Raw genomic sequence first — 22,798 nt, 5'->3', positions numbered from 1 at the left:
TCAGCACACGCGCCACGCCTCTAGACGTTATTCATTAAAAACATTCCCTCTGCTTCTCACTATTATTCTTTATTATTCAATGAGTTCTATGAACTTATTGATGATTTGGTTGTGCTTTAATCTGCTTTTGGTAACCAGTGAAATATCAGAACTGAAGTTAAAAACCTCAGGAAACAAGGGACGCATTTGCCCTTTCGCACACCAATAGTCAGCATAGTGTTGCGGAAGAAAGCCAATATAAGTGCCTGTTAATATGAGAAATGCGATGCCTTCATGGTCAGACGCCGTGGCCGTGCATTTTAACTGCTGATACAGGTCGCTGACTTCTGGAGACATTCTGTGTCGCGTTATCACTGCATTGGTGTGCTTAAGGCGTTCAATTTCCTGATCGCTTTCAGAAAAAAAAGGATGCTCATGGCTGCAGTACAGGAAATAGTTTTCGCTATACAAGGCTCGGTAGTCAAAGTTGTTACTTTTGTTATTGGTCGGGAATGCGCCCACATGAAACCGGCCATCGATTAACCCTTTTTCTATATCTACCGGCATCGACATCGTGATGTTGATGTTTATTTTTTCACTCATCTTGCGGATGTGCTTGAGTGCGCGGGTGATTTTCATATGAGGCTGGGTCACCAGATTGTTAACCAGTGCGATATTGAGTTCACCACGCAGTTCATTATTGATTTGGTTAACGTCATTTCGGAACTGTTCAATCGAAGCAAGGAGGATGTCGGCAGACTCCAGTACCGCTTCGCCTTCATCGGTCAGAGTAATGCCCCCTCTGCCTCGATGACACAGCTTCATGTTCAAGCGTTTCTCAAGGTCACTCATTTGTAGCGATATCGCCGACTTAGTAATACCGAGAACAGGTTCTGCTGCGGTATAGCTGCCACACTCAACCACCGTTTTAAAAAGGCGGATCAATTTGATGTCAAAGTCGGTGATCTGGTTAATGATGCTTTTTCTTCTATTGTTGAGTTTTTTCATAACCAACGTACAGTAGATTTACAATTTTCTAAACATACTCATGTGATAAAAATAAGTCCAGTCAATACAAGGACGACATAACGATGAGTAAATATAAATTTGCACAAGATGGACTAGAGACAGATCTTTCTGCTCATTGGATGGCCTTCACTTCCAATCGCAGCTTTCACCAAACCCCACGCATCATCACTCAAGCCCAAGGGTCTTGGCTGAAAGATGCAAGTGGCCGGGATATTTACGACTCGCTATCTGGATTATGGACATGTGGTGCCGGACACGGTCGCCAAGAAATTCAAAAGGCGGTCTATGAACAAATGGGCACACTGGATTACTCACCTGCGTTCCAATTTGGCCATGAGCTTTCCTTTAAGCTGGCAGAGAAAATCGTCGAGAAAATGCCTGAGGGATTAGACCATGTTCTGTTCACCGGTTCAGGCTCGGAATGCGCTGATACGTCATTAAAACTGGCCAGAGCCTATTGGCGTGTAAAAGGCAAAGCATCGAAAACTAAACTCATCGGCCGGGCGCGTGGTTACCATGGCGTTAACTTTGGTGGCACCAGCTTGGGCGGTATCGGCGGTAACAGAAAAACCTTCGGCCAGTTAGTCGATGCTGATCATATTCCCCACACATTGCAGCCTGATTTAGCCTTCACAAAAGGCTGTGCGGACACCGGTGGTGTAGAACTTGCTAATGAGTTTTTGAAACTCATTGAACTGCATGACGCATCCAATATCGCAGCCATTATTGTTGAACCCATGTCAGGCTCAGCAGGCGTAATTGTACCGCCGACAGGTTACCTACAACGTCTGCGTGAAATTTGTGACCAGCATGACATCCTGCTGATCTTTGATGAAGTCATTACCGCCTACGGTCGAATGGGTTGCTGGAGTGGTGCTGAGTACTTTGGCGTAACGCCGGATATCATGAACACAGCCAAGCAGCTGACCAACGGTGCAATCCCGATGGGCGCAGTGATCACATCCCATGAAATCTACCAGGCCTTTATGGAGCAGGATTTACCGCCTCACATGATTGAATTTGCACATGGTTACACCTACTCCGCCCATCCGGTCGCGTGTGCCGCAGGTTTAGCCACATTGGATCTGTTAGAAAAAGACGCACTAATTCAGCAGTCGCGTGAACTTGCGCCTATTTTCGAAAACAAGTTGCACGCCATTCAAGGCGCGAACCATGTTATCGACATCCGAAACTGTGGCCTCGCCGGCGCAATTCAGATTGCCCCAAGAGACAATGATCCAACAGTTCGACCGTTCGAATGTACATTGTCGCTGTGGGAAAAAGGATTTTATGTTCGCTCAGGCGGCGACACGATTCAATTTGGTCCGACGTTTAATGCTAAAGCCGATGACCTTGAGCGTTTATTTGACGCGGTTTACGAAACATTGAATCAACTAAATTAAAAATTAAGCAAAGGAAGTCAGATCATGGACGTTATTTCGCATTTTATTGCCGGAGAGACAGTTTCCCACTCAGGCACAACCATCGATGTTTATAACCCTGCGACGGGCGAGTCAATTCGCCAGGTTGAAATGGGTACGACAGAAACAGTTCAGCAGGCGGTAGAAGCGGCGAAGCGTGCCTACCCGGCATGGAGCAAAACGCCACCGCTGAAAAGAGCGCGAGTCATGTTTGCATTCAAGCAGCTATTGGAAGAAAACCAAGACCAAATCGCGCGTTTGATCAGTGAAGAACACGGTAAGGCAATCGAAGATTCGCTGGGTGAGCTTCAGCGTGGGATTGAGAATGTTGAATACGCCTGTGGCGCACCAGAGCTGCTAAAAGGCGAATACACCAGAGGAACCGGGCCGGGTATTAACGCGTGGAGTGACCACAAGCCTGTCGGTATTGTTGCCGGTATCACGCCATTTAACTTCCCGGCGATGGTCCCGCTTTGGATGTACCCACTGGCTATTGTTTGCGGTAACTGTTTCATTCTTAAGCCGTCAGAGAAGGTTCCAGCATCAACCCTGTTCATTGTTGAACTATTACATAAAGCAGGGCTGCCAAGTGGCGTGTTGAATCTGGTTAATGGTGGAAAAGAGGTCGTCGATGCTTTAATCGAGGCACCAGAAGTAAAAGCGATGAGCTTCGTTGGCTCAACCCCTGTTGCTGAATACATTTACTCTGAAGGCACCAAACGCGGCAAGCGTGTTCAGGCACTTGGCGGGGCTAAAAACCACGCGATCATCATGCCGGATGCAGAAGTCTCGAGTACCGTCAATGCCCTCATGGGTGCGGCATTTGGTTCGTGTGGTGAGCGCTGCATGGCGATTTCTGTTGCCGTCTGCGTGGGTGATGAAGTGGCAGATAATCTGGTGAAGGAACTGACGCCTTTGATTCAAGAACTGCGGGTCGGTGCTTATACACAAGATTCTGTTGATATGGGTCCAGTGATTGCCAAAGAGCATCTGGCGAAGATCTCTGGTTATATCGCAGGCGGTGTTGAGGCAGGCGCTGAACTAGTCGTGGATGGCCGAGGCCTGTCGGTCCCTGACTTCTCTACCGGCTACTTCATTGGTGGCAGCTTGTTCGATAAAGTGACGCCCGATATGAAGATTTACACCGATGAAATTTTTGGCCCTGTGCTGTGTGTGGTTCGCGTGAAGTCCCTTGAAGAAGGTATTCAGCTCATTAACGAACACGAATTTGGAAACGGGACCTGTATATTTACACGCGATGGTGAAACGGCAGAGATCTTCTGTGATGAAGTGGAAGCTGGCATGGTAGGCGTTAATGTGCCGCTTCCGGTGCCTGTGGCTTACCATAGCTTTGGCGGTTGGAAACGTTCGTTGTTTGGCGATCTGCATGCCTATGGCCCTGACGGTGTGCGTTTTTACACGCGCCGTAAATCCATTACTCAAAAATGGCCAAAGCCACAATCTAACGAAACCGCGCAATTTGCTTTCCCTAGTAATAAATAGCGTTTGTATACTTGGCTATTCACACTTCTCCCAGCGTTGGCGCTGGGGGAAGTGCGTTTAGTTATGACGTACTAACTGAGCCTCACTCAGAAGAGGCTCATACTTTTAGAAAGGCTGTGCCAACGTTTGACTCGTTGTTCGCTATGAGGGTTTTGTTGAGCGATTCTGTGCACCAGTATGTTGGTGAAACATGTAGACCAATTTTTTAGTGTGTAACCTAGCGCTTTATTGACGCTTATTGATTGCAGCTTAGTCAGCAAAGCCGAACCCTTCAGGCTTAATCCGCGCCTTTTAAGAGCCTTTAACTGGAAGCTTCCTAGTTAAAGGCTTTTTTGTCTTTGTGTTAAAAAGAGCGATAATACCGTCACTCGCGAGTTTATGACTCTAACCAAAGAAAACCATAAGTAGCACAACAGCAATGACAACACAGTCAACGGTCATTATTGGACTGTACAACCCGAAAAGCCCAACCAACGTTGGAGCCGTGATGCGAGCCGCAGGCTGTTATGACGCCACACAAGTTCGCTATAACGGCACGCGCTACAACCGCGCAGCAAAATTCCAAACCGATACACAAAAAACGCATGAACGCATTGAGTTAGTTGAGATGGATGATCTCACTGCCGGACTTAATGAGGACGTAGAGATCGTGTGTGTAGAACTGGTTGTCGGTGCCACTGCACTGCCTTCGTTTACCCACCCGGAAAAAGCCATCTATCTGTTTGGCCCCGAAGACGGCTCTTTGCCGCAAGAGGTTGTCGATAAAGCGACGCATGTTGTGTACGTACCGACCAACGGCTGCATGAACCTCGCCGCGACCGTCAATGTTTTATTGTATGACCGCTTAGCTAAAACAGCGGGTATGGTTGATGACCACCAGCAAGTTATCGCCAACCGAGACAACAAGAACAGGTTAAAAGTCAGAAACGACGCCTAAAAATACAGCGATGTAGTCGCGACATCGCTATTAGGGGGCAACCATTTCCGCCCCCTTCTGTTTAACACCGATAAGCACCCAAGGGATCACAGAGCTATTTATCTGTTTATCTGTTTATCTGTTTATCTGTTTATCTGTTTATCTGTTTATCTGTTTATCTGTTTAATGGTATGCCGTTTATTTAAAACCCAAGTATTTTTATCCCGTTGATAGATACCCTGAATTTAATCAATCACATCAACACCGGAGTTTATGAATAGATTTACTACCGTATCGTTGCCTTATTAATGCCTAACGCCTTAATTTTTGAACGCAGTGTATTTGGGTTAATAGCCAATAATTGTGCGGCACCAAATGGCCCCTCAACACGCCCACGACAATGAACCAACGCTTTCGTTATATGCAGTTTTAATGCTTCATTTAATGTCAGAAATTCCGTTGAAACTTGAGTTCGGCTGTAAACCTGAGATACAGCGCAAGTGCCACGGTCCAGTGAAGGCAGAGGAAGCACCAACGATTCTTCAATCGCCAGAAAATTCCCCTGCCCAAGTATTGCAGCTCTCTCGACAATAACCTGAAGCTCACGGACATTACCGGGCCAATTGTATTTTTTCAGGTAATTGATTTGCTGCGCCGTGGGTAACGCTAACGGTAAACCGAGCTTTTCTGAGGCTTTTCGGGCAAAGTGTTCGGTTAAATCGGCGATATCTTCTTCTCTTTCCCGCAACGATGGCAACCGAATAGGAAATACATTGATTCGAAACCAGAGATCTTCACGAAATTGCCCCTCTTTAACCGACTCTTCTAAGTTTCGATGCGTTGCAGCCACAATCCTGACATCAACGTCAATCTCCCTCTCGCCACCCACACGGGTCAGCGTGCCTTCCTGAAGTACCCTGAGTAAACGAACTTGCGCTGCTAAGCTCAGCTCACCGATTTCATCTAAAAAAAGTGTCCCGCCAGTGGCTCTTTCAAACCAGCCTTTCTTTTGAGATGCCGCCCCCGTAAAACTGCCTTTTTCATGCCCGAATAACTCAGAATCAATTAATTCGGCCGGAATCGCACCGCAGTTAACACGAATAAAACTGCTGTGAACCCTTGCAGAGTGTTGGTGGATATAACGGGCGATAAGCTCTTTACCTGACCCGGTCTCACCCAGTATTAATGCCGTAGAGTCCGTTTGTGCAACTAAATCGACCTCACGGATTGCACGTTTTAGTCCCTTGTCATGGCCGACAATCATGATTTCCCTTTATAAAAAAACTCATGGATTTTCAGTTAGATTAAAAGGGATAAATGTTATTTATAAATGATTTTTTATTACTTTATTGAATAAATGGTTATATGAACGCTTTTGAGTTGTAAAATTTTAATTGTATTTCAATACTTTGAAAACACACCTTGGCGATACTCAATCAGTGGCACACATTCTGATAGCTAACAGGCTCAACTCATTATCAGGATACGGCTTATGAAAGGTAAAATTCTTATCGTCCCGGGATATAAAGGAAGCCCTGCAGGCCACTGGCAAACATGGCTTGAAGGGCACTATCCGAATAGTGACAGATTGAAATCAGTGAACGTCAATCAACCCATACTCTCAACCTGGTCTGAAGAAATTGAGCGCTTTCTGGTTCAACAAAACGAACCTGTCACTCTCGTGGCCCATAGTTTTGGCTGTCTTGCTGCTGCGCATGCCATTGCAAAACATAAGCGACAGGTGAATGCCGCTTTGCTTGTTGCCCCAGCGTCACCTCACCGTTTCACGGAACAGGGACATATCACTCACTACCCAACATCACCTTCAATTTCAGAAAGTCTACCAGGCTCTCCGCTTGGGGTGACAGGGCTAATCATGGCTTCCCAAAACGATCCCTGGCTAGCTTATCCGGATGCCCATGAACTCGCTGTTCGGTGGGGAGTGCGATTCCATAACGCTGGTTACGTGGGACATATCAATATTGAATCCGGGCACGGTCCATATCCCAAAATCAAAAGCCTGCTCGATAACCTCATTACTACTACAGAGACAGCAGCAATTAAGTAGAGTCACGCGACTGCACTCCTTTCTCAGTGAAAAACTACGATATCTCACTGTTTTTTAGTTATAAAAATTTGGCATTTATAGAATAACACTCAACTTTCCATTTTATTTCAACAACTTAAATTTTGGCATATTTCTTGTCTTGTATGTGTGGTGTCGACATTGTCGACACCACATCATTAGAAAAGAAGGAAGTGTTATGAAAAAAGTAGTGGGAATTGCTTTACTTGCTGCGTTAACCGGATTTAGCGGACAACTTTGGGCTGAAACAAAAACACTGTTGAATGTGTCTTACGACCCAACCCGGGAATTTTATCGAGAATTTAACCAGAGCTTCAGCCAGGATTACAAAGCCAAAACCGGGATAGATGTGCAGATACGCCAGTCTCACGGTGGCTCAGGGAAACAGGCTCGTGCGGTGATTGACGGCCTGAAAGCCGACATCCTGACGCTTGCGCTGGCCTACGACATTAATGCCGTTCAGGAGCGAACAGATTCCTTCTCGCGAAACTGGCAGGCCAAACTACCTCATGCCAGCGCGCCTTACACATCAACGATTGTTTTTCTGGTCCGTAAAGGCAATCCCAAAAACATTCGGGACTGGGATGATTTGATCAAACCCGGCGTCGCCGTAGTTACTCCCAACCCTAAAACATCGGGTGGCGCGCGATGGAACTACCTGGCAGCGTGGGCATACGCTGCAAAACAGTATGCAGGGGATGAAACCAAAATCCGCCAATTTGTCGGTGACCTATACCGACAAGCGCCAGTTCTCGACTCCGGTGCACGGGGGGCGACCAATACATTCGTTCGTAACGGTATTGGGGATGTGCTGCTTACCTGGGAAAACGAAGCTCTGCTGACGACCGAAAAACTGCAAGGTGCCAGTGACTTTGAGATTGTGGTGCCGTCAATCAGTATTCTTGCCCAACCTCCTGTTACCGTTGTCGATAGCAATGCCGAGCAACATGGGGTAGCTAAGGAAGCGCAAGCTTACCTTGAATATCTGTACAGCCCGCAAGCACAAAAGCTCGCAGCGGCACATTTCTACCGTCCGGTTAACCCTCAATATGCTGATAAGCACGATTTAACCCGTTTCCCTGACGTGCATCTCATCACTATTGATGACGAATTTGGAGGTTGGCAAAACGCACAGAAAACACATTTCAGTGATGGTGGGATATTTGATGAAATTTATCAGCCAGGGCAGAAATAAATGAACGGTTTCAAGCAATATTCGGTGATTCCCGGGCTTTCTCTGAGCCTGGGGTACACCCTGTTTTATCTGGGGCTGATTGTTTTACTCCCGATGGCCGCTCTGGTCAGCAAAACCATGACACTCAGCTGGTCACAATTCTGGGACGTGGTCTCTCATCCGCAGGTCGTTGCTTCATATCAGCTGACGTTCGGCACGGCTTTTGTGGCTGCGTTGATCAACCTGTTATTCGGCTCATTAGTCGCATGGGTATTAGTCCGCTACTCCTTCCGCGGGAAACGCATTGTTGATGCGCTGATTGATCTGCCTTTTGCCCTGCCGACCGCTGTCGCGGGCATTGCATTGGTCGCGATTTATGGCCCCAATGGGCCAATCGGTGCGCCTTTACTCCAAGCGGGGATTAAAGTTGCCTACACACCTTTGGGGATCACGCTGGCATTGATCTTCATCGGTTTTCCCTTTGTGGTTAGAACCGTGCAGCCAATTTTGGAAGATTTTGAGCAGGAGCTGGAAGAAGCCGCGGCCGCATTAGGCGCTAATCGTTGGTATACCGTTCGCCACGTTATTCTTCCTCATTTATTTCCCTCGCTGCTGACTGGCTTTGCCTTAGCCTTCGCCCGCGGAGTGGGTGAATATGGCTCGGTCATTTTTATCGCCGGTAATCTCCCCTTCGTCTCCGAGATTACCCCATTGCTTATCGTCACCAAACTGGAACAGTTCGATTACCCCGGCGCAACAGCTATTGCCTGTGCCATGTTGAGTTTTTCGCTGGTGATGCTGTTTGTCATCAACAGTCTGCAAAGCTGGCTGGAACGACGAGATAAAAAACATCAGGGAGTCATGGCATGACACAGAACACGACTCAATCTCTTATTTCTCCAAGACCGACGATGAAGGTGCACCCGTCAGCAATAACCGAACAGAACTGGGTAAGAACAACTTTAACGACCATCGCGTTGGTGTTTGTGACCGCCACCCTCATTCTGCCCCTTTTGATGGTGATGTATGAAGCGTTCCGTTCCGGATGGCATGTCTATCTGTCCTCAATCACAGAACCGGATGCGCTGTCAGCCATCAAACTGACTCTGCTCGTTGCTGCCATTGCTGTGCCTTTAAACCTGATATTTGGTTTAGCTGCTGCTTGGTCGGTAACCAAGTTTGAATTTGTAGGTAAACGTCTGCTGATGACATTGATTGATCTGCCATTTTCCGTCAGCCCCGTCATTGCCGGCCTGATTTTTATTCTGCTGTTCGGCAGTGAAGGCTGGTTTGGCGATGCACTGGCAAGTGCGGGGATTCAGATTGTGTTTTCTGTTCCTGGTATTGTCCTGGCAACGGTTTTCGTCACTTTCCCGTTTATTGCCCGTGAACTGATCCCATTAATGCAATCACAAGGGACCGATGAGGAAGAGGCCGCCAGAGTATTAGGCGCTTCTGGCTGGCGGATTTTCTACAGTATTACGTTACCCAACATCAAATGGGCCCTGCTTTACGGCGTCATTTTGTGTAACGCACGTGCGATGGGGGATTTCGGTGCGGTTTCTGTCGTTTCCGGCCATATTCGCGGCTTAACAAACACGCTGCCGCTGCATGTTGAAGTGGTCTACAACGAATATCAGTTCACCGCGGCATTTGCCTGTGCCTCCTTACTCGCGTTATTAGCGATCGTCACCCTTGTCATCAAAGAAATTTTGCAAAGAAACCAGCACCGGGAGAAGTAATTTATGAGCATTCAAGTTTCAGGACTGTACAAACATTTTGGTCAATTCACCGCATTGAACAACGTCAGCATCGAGTTTCCCAGCGGCGGGCTGGTGGCATTGCTTGGCCCTTCCGGTTGTGGCAAAACCAGTTTATTAAGAGTAATCGCCGGTCTGCAACGTCCCGATGCTGGCACCATTACTATCCATAAGCGTGACGTTTCAGGGTTGGACATTCGACAGCGCCAGGTTGGGTTTGTGTTTCAACATTATGCGCTGTTCCGACATATGACCATTTTTGAAAATGTTGCCTTCGGTCTGCGCGCCAAACCCAAAGCGACCCGCCCAGATGAAACAACCATCAGGCAAAAAGTCAACCGACTGCTCGAACTTGTGCAGCTGGAATGGTTAGCCGATCGCTATCCTGCACAGCTATCTGGTGGTCAGCGTCAGCGCGTGGCATTGGCAAGGGCACTGGCGATTGAGCCGCAAGTATTGCTGCTGGATGAGCCTTTTGGTGCTCTGGATGCCAAAGTGCGTAAGGAATTACGCAGGTGGTTGCGCCAACTGCATGATGAGCTGCACATTACCAGCCTGTTCGTTACCCACGATCAGGAAGAAGCACTGGAGGTCGCTGATCACATTGTGGTGATGAACAAAGGACAAATAGAGCAAATTGGTACACCGGAAGAAATTTATCATGCACCAAAAACAGAATTTGTGTACCAGTTTGTAGGTTCATCAAACCGTATTTATGCCGCTGACCGGGGATACACCTTCACCAGAAACGAAAACGCCTTGAATAAGCTGTACTGCCGGCCACACGACTTTAACGTACATACCGAGCCTCAAGAACATGGGATGCCGGTCAACGTCGTTCGTAAGCTTCCGTTAGGTAACATCATACGTTTAGAAACATACAGTCATGCCCCACAACAATTGGTGGAGGTGGAACTGGCCAGCCATGACCCAATCATCAACTTGATTCAACCGGCTGATGAAGTGTGGCTGGTACCCAAAAAAGTATCGCAATTTGCCTGATGTCATTTGATATTGGCCGCGACGCACCCTGCGCGCGGCTAAACCGTCGGGCTATCTGGAAGCTCTCTCATTTTTTAATGATATTCAAAAACGCCACTATTGGCTTTCATTCAAAATGATTTAAAAATTAACAATCGTTCACACAAAATCCCTCAAGAATCCATGACCTTAAGGTTGGTTCACACTGACATTAGAAAAAATCAATACTTCGTGAGACTCCCTTAATGCTTCTGTTGATGAACGGTTCGCGTTTCAGCAAGAAGGGAATGGTTAGTTTTACTCATATTTAGCTGATAACTAGTCGAGTGAATGGCTAATGGTGTTTACTGAGCCCATCATTTTCCACATGGAAACAACACACAGTGGACACCATTCTGGTCACAAGTTGGCCACAGCGCAAATTTGCAGCCATTACCAGCATAACGCTAGACACGCCAAAACACGCCAAAACACGCCAAAACACGCCAAAACACGCCAAAACACGCCATTAAGCGCCATTAAGCGCATTAATTTCAAGTAGATATGTGAAGTTTACTTAGAGAAAAAACTTGGAGCGGGCAGCGGGAATCGAACCCGCATCATCAGCTTGGAAGGCTGAGGTAATAGCCATTATACGATGCCCGCAAATGATTGAGCGAAGCGCTCTGCATCGGTAAGACCGCTTCATAATGTCACATCATTGGATGAATAAAAGTATTCGCGGCAAGGTTGTGAACAAAATCACAAAATTATTATTCACCTGTATTAAAAACGCTCAAAAATACAGTTCTACACACCTATTTTTTATCCGTCTGACAATCTCTAGGTAGATTTAAGTCCCTGACGCTAGGTACGTTATTCAGAGATCTCGCCTTCTCAAGTCACGCAAACAGCAATGATAATGATTTCCATTTATTGCTCGCCGTGATATTGTCTCCCTGCTTTGGTACCGGCTCTGCCGTTCAATTGCGTATGAGTGAGACCTTAATCAATGAACGCCATCAACCTCATCCAACCAGCCACTCAAGCGGCGCTGTGTGATCGTTTAAATGCCGAGCTGGCTGAACATGCCCCTTTTTATGCGCAACATTTAACAGCGATTCCCGCTCAACCTTCCGGGCATGGCGAAAATGTGTTGAATATTGAGCAACTCTTGCAGCAAGACACTTATTTTTCACTGATTGACGAGTTTGCAAGAGACTATGCAGCTCAAAGTGATAACAATGAAAAGCTTCGGGAGCGACGCGGGACTGTTCATGGTGTAGACACGAAAGCACTGCATTCCATGTGGAGCCAGTGGTTTTTTGGGTTACTTGTTCCCCCATTGATGTACTGGTCTTTCGCATCCCATTTAAAGGCGAATTGGTCGCCAGAGTTGGTTTGGCTGCGTCCACATGACAGCGGGCGGCCAGAACGTTTCTTCATCGAAATCAGTCAACCCGTTTACATGCATGCGCCACTGAACCTTACTACAACCTTCTCGCAAGGCTCACTTTGTCAAAAACTGAAATCTCCGATCAAACAGATAGAGTCTTTATTAACCGACTTGCTTGCACCAATGGTTGATAGGCTAGCGTCCCTTTCTCCTGTGGCGGCGAAACTGCACTGGAGTCATGCTGGTTACATCATTCACTGGTATTTAGGCCAGCTGTCACTTTCCGACGATGAACAACATTTTTGCCGGCAACAACTTTTTAATTCACCAAACCTGGGCACGATCCCGCACCCACTATGGCGAACCATAAAATTGGAAAGCCAGGAACCAACACCCCGTATAGCATGCTGCCTTCGCCACCAGCTCCCGGCGACGACAAAATGTGGAGACTGCCCGCTCCACTACCGAGGAAAGACGCCACAAGCAGGGAAAAAAATCGCGAAGTAACAAAAAAGCCAGCAGAGGCTGGCTTTCTGATAAAGATAGGATGGTTAACGCCATATGACTCGTCAGGGTATCTTATGTCGCATAGGGTTTACGACGACTGCATGATATCTATGCCTGACCAGATGAGCTGATGTGCTGTCCGAATGAATATCGTACCCTACTTTTCAGGATATTCTCCCTGATGGCCTTTTGGCTTAGTACCTTTCACTTTCCAATGTTCATTTGGATCATAAGCTTCATCACAAATATCCAGCGAGAAGCCCATATCCACGATTTCTTTCAACGTTAAATTGTCAGCCAATTTCGCTACTTCACCTGATTTATTACGTAGTTCCATTTGATCACCTTAGCTCCGCATTGCCTCTCCACCCCTTAACTATAGTGGCGCCACACCAACTTTTCCTGAATGCAAATAGCCCGGCACAAGGCCGGGCTAAGTTACAGATGCAGATTACGGAAATTATAGCTGAGTCCAAGGACCACTGGTGTTGCCAGGTTGATCACCCTGAGTCCACCATTTGGCACGGTAATTTTGGCCGTTGAAAATGACTTCTTCGCCACCCGTATAGGCTGTCGCTGAACTCCACTCATTAGCGCCAGCGGCTGTTACCGCTTCCCATACCGAACTGGTTCCTGGTTTTTCACCTTTCGTCCACCACTTGGCTTTGTACTGTACGCCTTCAAACCAAACCGTGTCACCTGCGGTATAAACCTGATTAGCATCCCAAGTTGTGTCACCACCGGTGCTGCCAGCCTTCACCGTTACGGCAATTGTTGAGGTTGCTTCAAACTGACCGTCAGAAACGGTGACGATCAAATTAACGTTCGTATCCGCCGTAACTACTGGTGCAACGAATGTAATGTCAGCCCCTGATGCCGTATTACTAACTGTTCCTGCCGAAGCGGTGAAAGTCAGCGTATCGCCATCCGCGTCCTGAGCAGAGACAGAAATCACCACAGACTCCCCGCTGTTAACAGTAGCCGTTGCTGGCGCATTCAGTAACGGAGCAGTATTGCCTGCCTGCCCTGAGCCCTTAATGTTAACAACCACAACAGACGTCGTGGCTTTGCGACCATCAGATACTTTTACGGTGATGCTGTCTTGCAGATCAAGCGAAGTATTGGGGGCCTGGTAAGTCACCGTCGCAGTACCATTACCATTGTCAACAATCGTTGCATTGGTGGCGCTAAATGCTAACGCATCGCCATCGGCATCGGTCGCAGAGACCTCAAAACTGATCACCTGACCGGAAGTTGCCGCCTGAGTCCCTGGAGCAATCAGCACTGGGGTCGCATTAGGGGTAGTACCCTGAGTGAATACGCGGTCAATGGCTTCTGCCAATGGTGAACTCAATTTGGTACATTGTTTCAGCTTGCTGCCGTAGTTGATGAAAGTCCCTTCACACTGAATGTCACCGTGTACCTGCCAGACAATCACACCACCCAAGTTGTTATCAACAATGTACTGAGCCTTTTTCTCAATAGCCGGTACATCGTCGTAGCTCAGGAAATACTTTCCTTTCACTGCGTAAGGCACTTCAGCATTGGCATCCCACATGTGCTGCCAGCCGGGTGCTTTCATGATGTAGTTGTAGTTTGGCTGGCCTTCAAATACTTGCCAGTTATCCAAATCTACCGCCGACTCTGTCGGGCCATCAACACTGAAATTGACCGTACGTTTGTCAGTCGGCGCGCCCACGTATGCGGTTGCTTCTGTGGTTTGTACGCCACGTCCGTAAAACGCTGCGCCAAAGTTAATCTTGTTCGATGGAATCCCCTTGGCTGCCATCCAGTTTTTCAGGTGATCCAGGTTCAACCCCTGGAACTCTTCTTCCGGATATGGGTAAAGAGGGGCATTGTGACCTGCAACATTTGACCAACCACCGTTAAGGTCGTAAGTCATCATGTTGAAGTAATCCATTGACGCAACCAGACGAGGCCAGTTGTAACCTTCCAGTTTCGCCGTTGATGCTGAGAATGCGGCAGTCAGTAGCTTATTAGGGCCAATTCGCTCGCGGATGTCTTCCATCAACTGTTCAAAGTTCGCATAATCTTCCGGATTGCCCTGGAAGTTCATACCGCCGGTACCTGGGTATTCCCAGTCAATATCAATACCATCAAATCCCAGTGCCATCACCTTATCAATATCTTGAAGGAAACGGGCTTTTTTCACCGGATCGGCGGCCATTTCAGGGAAGTGTTTGGACATGCTCCAACCACCCAGAGAAGCCATGACCTTCACCCCTTTCTGATGCGCCAGGTCAATCAAGCCCGGTGCACCACCCGCTTTTTTCAGTGGAATTGGCATCTGCCCTTTCACACCGGAAGGGGTGTGCAGCCAGCCATTGCCATCTTTCACGAAGCCCTGCTCCTGCACCTTGCGCAGTTGCTCAGCTTCCCAGGCTTCATTTCCAGGGAATTGGTGTACATACTCCAGCTCACCCCAAAGAATGTGGAAGTCCCAGCTTGAGTACACATCAGGGTGTAGCAGAGGACCCGGCTCCTGCACTGAACCCGGCTGATAAATGTTCTTATTGCGTAAATCACCGCTGTGCAAAGAACCATCTTTTGCGACACCAAAGAAGGAGAAGTTCAGGATAGAATAAATATCCATATTAACGTTGAGATGGGTCGCCTCACCTTTGACAGAAAAGCCTGCATCTGCGCCTTTCCAGGCCTCCCACTGAGTAATATAACCAATGACGTTTTTGTCATGAGTTGGCGCAGCGAAAGCATTTGCGGTGGCACCAGCCATCAGCATTGCAGCCATCGCCCCGGCGATTTTGCTCAGACGTAATCCCTTTTGCATGTTGTTCTCCACTAATGTTGAAGTCATGTTATTGGCAGAATTGGTTGGGCATTTTTTGCACAACCAAAAAAGACTCCATAAGTCTTAGCGAAGTTTTTTTGACACGCGAAATGTGAATTCACTTTTTTGCTGTCAACTCAAAGCATTCTGTGAAAAGTATGTAAATGTAACAAGATAGTTAGCCAGAGGCTCAAAGTTTCCGGTCACCTCAATGACTCTTGCCGCAGCCGTAAATTGCGACTTTTCTGTCCTTCGATTTAGCGTGGGTGTCCATTTAATCACCTAAAACTCAATAACTTCCTTCCCTCCCTCCCCTATAAAAAGCTACTATAGTTGCTAAAGATACCAATCCAGCGCCTTTGACATTTTTTGCGGCGCTGCTGAGCTTAACTTTCCGTAAAAAAGGGACTGCCGAATGATCAAATCAGCCACCAATCAGTCGCAAGGCATGCTGCTTTTTCATTTAACGCCATTGCAGACATTTGCGATTGGTACGTTAAAAGTGAAAGAGATTGTTCCCTATACCCCACTGACGGTCATTCCTCATTCTCACCCTACTGTTCTGGGGGCGGCCAGCCTGCGCGGTGAAACGCTTCCAGTGATTGATATGGCAAAAGCCGTTGGCTATCCTCCCTTACAGCCGGATGAATTGAAAAACTGTTACATCATTATCACCGACTGCCGCCGGATGCTGGTGGGTTTCCTGGTACGCGGAATTGATAAAATCACAGAATGTAACTGGCATAATATTGATGCTCCACCAAGCTCCCTGGGTAAACATGTGTTCGTCACCGGGGTCACCACGGTGGAAAACAAGCTGATTCAACTGCTGGACGTAGAGCTGTTGCTGTCAAAAGTCTTTCCTGATGCTCCAGGCAGCTTGCACCCGGTACTGACTGACATTGAGCGAGAGATTCTTCGCCCACTGAAAATTCTGCTGGTCGATGACTCTGCCGTTGCCCGGCGCCAACTGTCACAAGCACTGGACAGTATTTCAATCCCTTATTTCATAGCCACAACCGGCAGTGATGCCCTCGAGATGCTCAAGCACGCAGCTGATGCTGGCGCGCCATTTGAGATTCTGGTCAGTGATATCGAAATGCCGGGGCTTGATGGCTATGAATTGGCCTTCGAGGTTCAAAACAACCCGCGCCTGAATCAGGCCTACATTATTCTGCACACTTCGTTGTCCAGTGAGATCAGTGTCTCTCAGGCGCACCAGGTGGGGGCGCATGAAGCCCTGACCAAGTTTGAAGCCAATGAGTTGATTCACGCCATGCTGAGGGGGGCAGAAAAAATCAAAGTTAATCAGCCGGATGCACAGCGCGCCTAATATCCGTTTCTCTCACGACACACATTTCCAAGGGAAGACGACGGCTACCGCTAAGCTTCCCTTTTTATCGATGCCCAAACACTTGTTGCCGCACCTGAGAACACATGTCTTGGTTCCTCGTAAGTAGCGCTTCGTTTTAAGCCATTCCTATCTGGCTTTCGCTGTCAGTGATACACGGGGAATAGTAAGCTTCAACTTTTCCAGCATTTTCGATTTTGATGCTCGGGCGGCTCTTCTCGTTACTGCGGGAGAAAAGTTTACTTTTTGACGTCCATTTGACAATCAGAAACACCCGCATGGCAAAGTAGATCCGTATTCATTTTCTCTGTTACGAGCAAGATCCAAATAGCTATGATTAAGCAAACTTTGACCGCATTTTCCCTTCTGGCCCTCTCCACTGTTGCACACGCCACTCCGGAGCTTCTGGCACCGACGGAGTTGGAATATGGGCAATTTGAACTTGTCGAAACGGTAGAGATAACCGGCAATATTAATGACAGTCTGCTGATACTGGTTGACGACTCACTAAAACATAAAAGTAGTGATTTTTACGTGATTGAAGACATTACCGAAGACACCAGTGAAGAAACACTGACCGTCACAGTCAATCTGTACAACCTGCCAGATAATGAACTGGCTGACGATTTCCAGGTTTCCTGAGTAGATTAAACAGATTCACGCACCCGGGATGCGATGCCTTCTTACGGCAAGGGCATATCCTTATGCTAAGACCATAGTTGCAAAGCCTTACTGAACAAGGCAGATTGCACACTTAATCGAACCCTAACATAAACGGCCACTGCTGGTGGCGATCTTAATCGGTTGTCACCACTTTGCCCGGTGTGTACTGAATCAGTTTTTGCCTTAATGTAGTCTGGCTGACAGGCTTTGAAACAAAATCATCCATACCAGCCGCCAGGCATTTATCCCGCTCCTCCTTCATAACATTTGCCGTCAAGGCAACTATCGGTATGTGTTCACCTTCTTTCTCGAGCAGCCGAATCGCCTTCGTCGCCTCAAAACCGTCTAACACCGGCATCTGGCAATCCATGAAGATCAGATCAAAATGAGCACGTTTGAAGGCTTCAATCGCCTCCTGGCCATTTTCGGCAATAGTGACTTCAGCGCCCAATTTCTCCAGCATCATTTTCGATACCTTCTGATTGATCATGGTATCTTCGACAACCATGACTGATGTTTTCACCAACACTGGCTGCTCGTTTGTTTTCTCAGCCCTGTCTATACCTGCACTGGAATGGACAGGACTTTCCTGAGGGTTGGTTTCAGTAAGAATGGGCATGCCAGGCTCATTAAGCAATGAACGGAAATACCCTTCCGGCGTTGTTTCCGATGGCTTAGGTGTAGCCGGAACCTGTGTAGCACTATCGTTATCGTTATGTAGTGTTGCCGGGGAGAGGGACTGCGTTCGGAAAGCAGCCAGTTGCTGCACTGCCCATTTGAGATTACTTTCTTTGTACGGTCTGGCCAGGAAGCCCCCGACACCCACCTCCCGGGCTCGCTTATCATCGCCGACATCAGGTGCAGCGGAAATCATCATCATTTTCGGGCAATTCTCACCAAATGTCGTTTTAAGCTGATGAGCAAGCTGGAAACCATCCATTTCTGGCATTACCTTATCAATGATGACAATATCAAACGGCGCATTAGCAACGATAGCCTCATTAACCATACCTGCTGCACAAGCAGCGTCGTCACAACTGACGGCCGTCGCACCAAAGGCATTGAGCTGAGACGACGTTATTCGCATATTGAGCATGCTGTCATCCACCAGCAGAACGCGTAAGCCGTTCAGAACATCTCTGTCATCGGCTACCTGATGACTTACATTTTTCGCCAAATCCAGCACAAAATAAAAACGACTGCCTTTCCCTGCTGAGCTGACAATTTTCAGCTCTCCGCCCATCAGCCAGACCATCTCTCGGCATATTGCCAGCCCTAACCCCGTACCTCCATATTTGCGGGTGGTACTGCCGTCGGCCTGACGGAATTTTTCAAAAATAGCTTCGTGCATCTCCTCAGGAACCCCAATCCCGCTGTCAATTACTTCAAACTGAATCCGGTGACTGTCTTGCAGCTCCTCAAGATGCTGTATATGAAGATGAACGTAACCAGAAGCGGTAAACTTAACCGCATTACTGATCAGGTTGTTCAGGATCTGACGCAGTTTGGTGGCATCCCCCATTAGTAACGGGCTAACCTGCTTGTCTACCGTGCAACGCAGGGCCAGCCCTTTTTCAGCGGCCCGAACTTTGAACAGGGATTCCACTTCCTTGTTCAGCTCAAACAGGTTCAGCGGCATGGATTCCAGCTCTAGGCGACCGGCTTCAATCTTGGAAAAATCGAGGATATCGTTAATCAAATCGAGCAAGGATAACGAAGAGGTATGAAGCATATTGATGTATTCTTTCTGCTCTGCGGGCATATCCATGTCCCGCATCAGGCCGGATAAACCAATGATGCCATTCATTGGGGTTCGAATTTCATGGCTCATATTGGCCAAAAATTCGCTTTTCTTGAGATTGGCCTCTTCTGCATATTTACGGGCTTCTTCCAGTTGTTGGTAGTTCTCACGAATTTGATTCACCGATTTGTTGTACTGGCGGGCAAGGATAGAGATTTCATCTCTAAACCAGCGATGAGGTAATGTCAGCGGTGTGGGGACGTTTTTTTCGTCAAACTGCGTAACGGCATGGGACATATCCGTCAGAGGCTTCACCACTAACCGGTAGGTCACCAAAAGAATAAACACCGACAGCACAAAAATCTGTAACGTTTGCCCAATAAGCAGCAGCAGAAATTTATTCCATAAGTTTTGATACACCACACTCAAATCTGAGTGAATGATAATTTTGCCTAATTCATACGTCCGATTGATAGCTGTGTGAGTCATCCTCCACTCATGCTCAAGCATGGCTGATGTAAAAGGTTTGCCCAACTCAACAATGTCATCAAACCCGTCATTGATCCTCAAGTAGGAAATTGACGGTAACTTCATAATCCCTTCAGCCTGGGTTTTCAGTTGCTCTCGGTCTTCAACCCATAAGCTGGCTGTCAGACTTGAAAGATAGCTTTTTTCGATTTCATCAAAGCGCTTCTGAATTTCATTCAGTTCCTGCTGATAATCGACATAAAGGCTTAATCCGGTCGTCAGCACGGTAAATAACACACTAAGCAGTGTGATCCAGAGCAATAGCTGTTTTGACAGGCTGAGGCTCCGTTTTTTGTGTGATGGTTGAAGCGTTTTGTCCATCCTTAAACTCGCATCTTCAATATCCTTTACTACCATAATAGTAGACGGATTTACTCTATGATTGGTAAGGAAAATATAATGACAAAGCTGTTACCCCTCCTTACTTTGTTCGCTCTCCCTGCACTGGCCGAGCACGGTAAGGTCATCAATTACTATGTGATTGCGAAACAAGCAGCCCCATTTCAAATCGAAGATCACAATCAACACTCAGGTATAGTTACCGACATTGTCAAAGCTGTTTTTAGTAATAGCGATTATCAAATTGAGTATCATACTTACCCGTTCAATCGCATGATCTCGTTGCTCGAAGCCGGAGGCGAACCCAACTGGATCACGTACGGCAGCCCTGAATGGGGCAGCGTTCAGGCCGATAACCTGTCGGCAGAGCCAATTTACAATGTTCGCCATGTACTGGTCAGCAGTCATAAAAAGCCTTTTCAGTTCAATACGATTGAAGACATCAGAAATAAGGTCGTAGTACTACTTCATGGCTTTGACTACCCTCAACTGCTTCCTTACATCAATAACGGCACTGTCGAAGAACTCAGGGTTAAAGATTACGGGGCCGCTTTTCGCGTGATTCACAAACTGCCCGGCGATGCTACGTTTGTCGAAATGGAATCACGCGTTCGCTATAACATGAATATTCAGCATCTGGATGACGATCAATATGATATTCAGCCTTTTGGTGCCGTCATTCCCGATTATCCTATCTACCTGGCTTTTGACCCGCTGATGGATCCAAAACTCGAAACCTTTATTAATCAGCGCCTGAAAGAATTAAAAACGGCCGGAACCATTAACGATATTATCCAAAAGTATTATTAACCCCCCTTAGCCAGACGGGCAAAAAAGAAAAAGCATAACCACAACATTGATGGTTATGCTTTTTTTCTAATCAATAAACGAGGAATCGAACATATGTCCCAGCTTCTTCGCTTTGGTTTTTAAATAACCTTGATTATGCGGGTTATTTCCTTCTTGCAGTGGTACGCGCTCTGAAATATTAATACCCGCTTTTACCAATGCTTTAACTTTTCGTGGGTTGTTCGTCATCAGCTTCACGGATTTGATATTCAGGAAGCTCAGCATACCGCGGCAGAAAGAGTAATCACGCATATCAGCAGCAAACCCCAGCGCCTCATTCGCCTCCACGGTATCAGCGCCTTCATCCTGCAAATGATAGGCCCGAATTTTATTGATGAGGCCAATACCACGCCCTTCTTGTCGCAGATAGAACAGCACCCCATTCCCGGCTTCTACAATATTCTGCATCGCGCGGGCCAGTTGGAAGCCACAGTCGCAACGGGCGCTGAACAAAGCATCCCCGGTCAGACACTCAGAGTGAAGACGGATCAGAGGGGGTTCATTCTCTTTAAGCTGACCATACACCAACGCCAGATGTTCTTTTCCGGTAGCTTGTTCGATAAACCCGTACATCTGAAATGTGCCCCACTGGGTCGGCAGTTTGGCACTGTCAACAAAATGCACCAGATTGTAAGGTTCGCGCTCAGCAAAATGGTCCCTCACTTCCATCAGAATTTTACCCAGTTCGTTTTGCCCGCTCCCGTCGCCGCCATCTCCCCAATAAGGATCCTTATGGGAATGTTCGGTCAGCATCTTATCGCCGGTGCTGACCAACAAGTGCGCCAAGCGAGTGTTCTGACGAAATTTTTCAAAGACCACATACCGCATAACAGCATGACGAACGTCCACCCAGTCAGCTTTGACGTGGTCTTCATAGTAGCGGCTCAAGGCAAAAGCTTCATCTGGAGTAGCGGCATGAAGTATCTGCTGTTGTATTTCAGGATCACTGAATTTCTGCGCCTGATAATAATGTTCACTGGTAGGCCAAATGACGCCGCCTAATTCGATAGGGCTTGCCGCAAAATTGGACAAAAAGCCATTTGCATCGTTAGGCTCGTAAAATTGAATTTCCTCAACCATTCATCTCACTCCATTAGATAAACTATGAATACTCCGTTATCAGTTAATTCATTACTCCTGTCTTAAAACCGATACTGATAAGTATAGCTAAAAGGATAGCTTCGCAATTGAAGACTGCACTTTTTTGTCCTAATAAAAATGACAGTTAATTAACATTATTTAGTGAAATTTATAGTACTCAGCCTTAATCAAGGCTATTCCAACCCCCTAAAGACAAATAAAAAGCGGCGCCTTTAAAGACACCGCTTTTTATTTGAGGTTTTAAACTCAGTGAGATTAACGCGTTGGAACTAACCAGTTATTGCGTGACGTTATTTTGACGGTAATCATCAAGACATTCATCAGCTACGCACCCTGCACTTCAGTATCAATTTACTGATACACGATTCAACCATACGTCAACCCAACTCACCTCAGGCGCTATCAACCTGAGAATCAGCTTTCCTGACCCGGTGTTTTCTTACCGGTCATAAAGGCTTCCAGAACTTCTGGCGTCAGCTCACCAGCGTCTTCCAGGCGCTTGAGTTCTGCCACAATGGCTTTTTGCTCTTCCAACGTAGGAATAGGCAATTCAGGCTCTTTCTCCATCCCCTCAGGGATATTCAGATTCTCAAACATAAAATGGTATTACCTTTTATCTAAACCAGACAACTGGCCACAGTATACATCATAAGAATAGAGAAATGTTGATCAGACACCGTGACAGC

General features: G+C 47.2%; 19 protein-coding genes and 1 tRNA gene. 12 read left to right on the top strand and 8 right to left on the bottom strand.

Annotation, left to right across the window (positions count from 1 at the left end):
* Positions 1-72: 72 nt before the first annotated feature.
* On the bottom strand, positions 73-987 hold the full coding sequence (locus C9I92_RS08370; RefSeq protein ID WP_047884728.1) for a LysR family transcriptional regulator: 915 nt from the start codon (positions 985-987) through the stop codon (positions 73-75).
* An 83-nt stretch (positions 988-1,070) separates the two neighbouring features.
* Between C9I92_RS08370 and aptA the strand changes: the two genes are divergently transcribed.
* From aptA to C9I92_RS08355, 3 genes are all read left to right on the top strand, one after another.
* Positions 1,071-2,411, top strand: coding sequence for an omega-aminotransferase AptA (gene aptA, locus C9I92_RS08365; protein ID WP_047884729.1), 1,341 nt, complete (start codon positions 1,071-1,073; stop codon positions 2,409-2,411).
* Positions 2,412-2,435: 24 nt separating this feature from the next.
* A complete protein-coding gene (locus C9I92_RS08360; RefSeq protein WP_047884730.1) occupies positions 2,436-3,932 on the top strand; it encodes a CoA-acylating methylmalonate-semialdehyde dehydrogenase in 1,497 nt (498 codons plus the stop codon).
* A 418-nt stretch (positions 3,933-4,350) separates the two neighbouring features.
* Positions 4,351-4,869, top strand: coding sequence for an RNA methyltransferase (locus C9I92_RS08355; RefSeq protein WP_047884731.1), 519 nt, complete (start codon positions 4,351-4,353; stop codon positions 4,867-4,869).
* Between the two features lie 265 nt (positions 4,870-5,134).
* Here the strand turns inward: C9I92_RS08355 and C9I92_RS08350 are convergent, their stop codons facing one another.
* The gene (locus C9I92_RS08350) at positions 5,135-6,112 is read right to left on the bottom strand and encodes a sigma-54 interaction domain-containing protein (protein WP_053061779.1); all 978 of its coding nucleotides are present in this window, start codon (positions 6,110-6,112) and stop codon (positions 5,135-5,137) included.
* 228 nt (positions 6,113-6,340) lie between these two features.
* Here C9I92_RS08350 and C9I92_RS08345 point away from each other — a divergent pair, with 228 nt between their 5' ends.
* The 5 genes from C9I92_RS08345 (at position 6,341) to C9I92_RS08325 (ending at position 10,870) form a co-directional block, all read left to right on the top strand.
* Entirely contained in the window at positions 6,341-6,916 is a 576-nt protein-coding gene (locus C9I92_RS08345) for an RBBP9/YdeN family alpha/beta hydrolase (protein ID WP_047884732.1), read from the top strand.
* A 196-nt stretch (positions 6,917-7,112) separates the two neighbouring features.
* Positions 7,113-8,129, top strand: a complete 1,017-nt coding sequence (locus tag C9I92_RS08340) for a sulfate ABC transporter substrate-binding protein (RefSeq protein ID WP_047884733.1) — start codon at positions 7,113-7,115, stop codon at positions 8,127-8,129.
* Positions 8,130-8,978, top strand: coding sequence for a sulfate ABC transporter permease subunit CysT (cysT, locus tag C9I92_RS08335; protein ID WP_047884734.1), 849 nt, complete (start codon positions 8,130-8,132; stop codon positions 8,976-8,978). It begins immediately after the preceding gene.
* A gap of 41 nt (positions 8,979-9,019) precedes the next feature.
* Positions 9,020-9,850, top strand: a complete 831-nt coding sequence (gene cysW / locus C9I92_RS08330; RefSeq protein WP_211263830.1) for a sulfate ABC transporter permease subunit CysW — start codon at positions 9,020-9,022, stop codon at positions 9,848-9,850.
* Between the two features lie 3 nt (positions 9,851-9,853).
* On the top strand, positions 9,854-10,870 hold the full coding sequence (locus C9I92_RS08325; RefSeq protein ID WP_047884736.1) for a sulfate/molybdate ABC transporter ATP-binding protein: 1,017 nt from the start codon (positions 9,854-9,856) through the stop codon (positions 10,868-10,870).
* A gap of 549 nt (positions 10,871-11,419) precedes the next feature.
* Here C9I92_RS08325 and C9I92_RS08320 read toward each other — a convergent pair.
* A tRNA-Gly gene (locus tag C9I92_RS08320) sits at positions 11,420-11,494 on the bottom strand.
* 346 nt (positions 11,495-11,840) lie between these two features.
* Between C9I92_RS08320 and fhuF the strand changes: the two genes are divergently transcribed.
* Positions 11,841-12,731: a siderophore-iron reductase FhuF gene (fhuF, locus tag C9I92_RS08315; RefSeq protein ID WP_047884737.1), complete on the top strand. Its 891-nt coding sequence runs from the start codon at positions 11,841-11,843 to the stop codon at positions 12,729-12,731.
* Positions 12,732-12,888: 157 nt separating this feature from the next.
* Here fhuF and C9I92_RS08310 read toward each other — a convergent pair whose 3' ends face one another.
* Together C9I92_RS08310 and C9I92_RS08305 are read right to left on the bottom strand one after the other, a co-directional pair.
* Positions 12,889-13,068 carry a hypothetical protein gene (locus C9I92_RS08310; protein WP_047884738.1) on the bottom strand — a complete coding sequence of 60 codons (180 nt, stop codon included), beginning with the start codon at positions 13,066-13,068 and terminating at the stop codon, positions 12,889-12,891.
* Between the two features lie 123 nt (positions 13,069-13,191).
* On the bottom strand, positions 13,192-15,540 hold the full coding sequence (locus C9I92_RS08305; protein WP_047884739.1) for a glycosyl hydrolase family 18 protein: 2,349 nt from the start codon (positions 15,538-15,540) through the stop codon (positions 13,192-13,194).
* Positions 15,541-15,955: 415 nt separating this feature from the next.
* On the opposite strand from C9I92_RS08305, the gene C9I92_RS08300 reads away from it, so the two are divergent.
* A complete protein-coding gene (locus C9I92_RS08300; RefSeq protein WP_107193831.1) occupies positions 15,956-16,873 on the top strand; it encodes a chemotaxis protein in 918 nt (305 codons plus the stop codon).
* A gap of 351 nt (positions 16,874-17,224) precedes the next feature.
* On the top strand, positions 17,225-17,533 hold the full coding sequence (locus C9I92_RS08295; protein WP_047884740.1) for a hypothetical protein: 309 nt from the start codon (positions 17,225-17,227) through the stop codon (positions 17,531-17,533).
* Positions 17,534-17,687: 154 nt separating this feature from the next.
* On the opposite strand, the gene C9I92_RS08290 is transcribed toward C9I92_RS08295, so the two are convergent.
* Complete coding sequence (locus C9I92_RS08290) at positions 17,688-20,144, bottom strand: response regulator (RefSeq protein WP_047884741.1); 2,457 nt, start codon at positions 20,142-20,144, stop codon at positions 17,688-17,690.
* A gap of 78 nt (positions 20,145-20,222) precedes the next feature.
* On the opposite strand from C9I92_RS08290, the gene C9I92_RS08285 reads away from it, so the two are divergent.
* Positions 20,223-20,972, top strand: a complete 750-nt coding sequence (locus C9I92_RS08285) for a substrate-binding periplasmic protein (protein ID WP_207104217.1) — start codon at positions 20,223-20,225, stop codon at positions 20,970-20,972.
* Between the two features lie 66 nt (positions 20,973-21,038).
* Here C9I92_RS08285 and ribA read toward each other — a convergent pair whose 3' ends face one another.
* Entirely contained in the window at positions 21,039-22,091 is a 1,053-nt protein-coding gene (gene ribA / locus C9I92_RS08280) for a GTP cyclohydrolase II (RefSeq protein WP_084712523.1), read from the bottom strand.
* A 435-nt stretch (positions 22,092-22,526) separates the two neighbouring features.
* Positions 22,527-22,679: a restriction endonuclease subunit S domain-containing protein gene (locus C9I92_RS08275; RefSeq protein WP_373689519.1), complete on the bottom strand. Its 153-nt coding sequence runs from the start codon at positions 22,677-22,679 to the stop codon at positions 22,527-22,529.
* Positions 22,680-22,798 lie beyond the last annotated feature (119 nt).

It is taken from the genome of Photobacterium ganghwense (assembly GCF_003025595.1).
GTDB classification, from domain to species: Bacteria; Pseudomonadota; Gammaproteobacteria; order Enterobacterales; family Vibrionaceae; genus Photobacterium; species Photobacterium ganghwense.
This window is presented reverse-complemented; position numbering and strand designations above follow the sequence as displayed.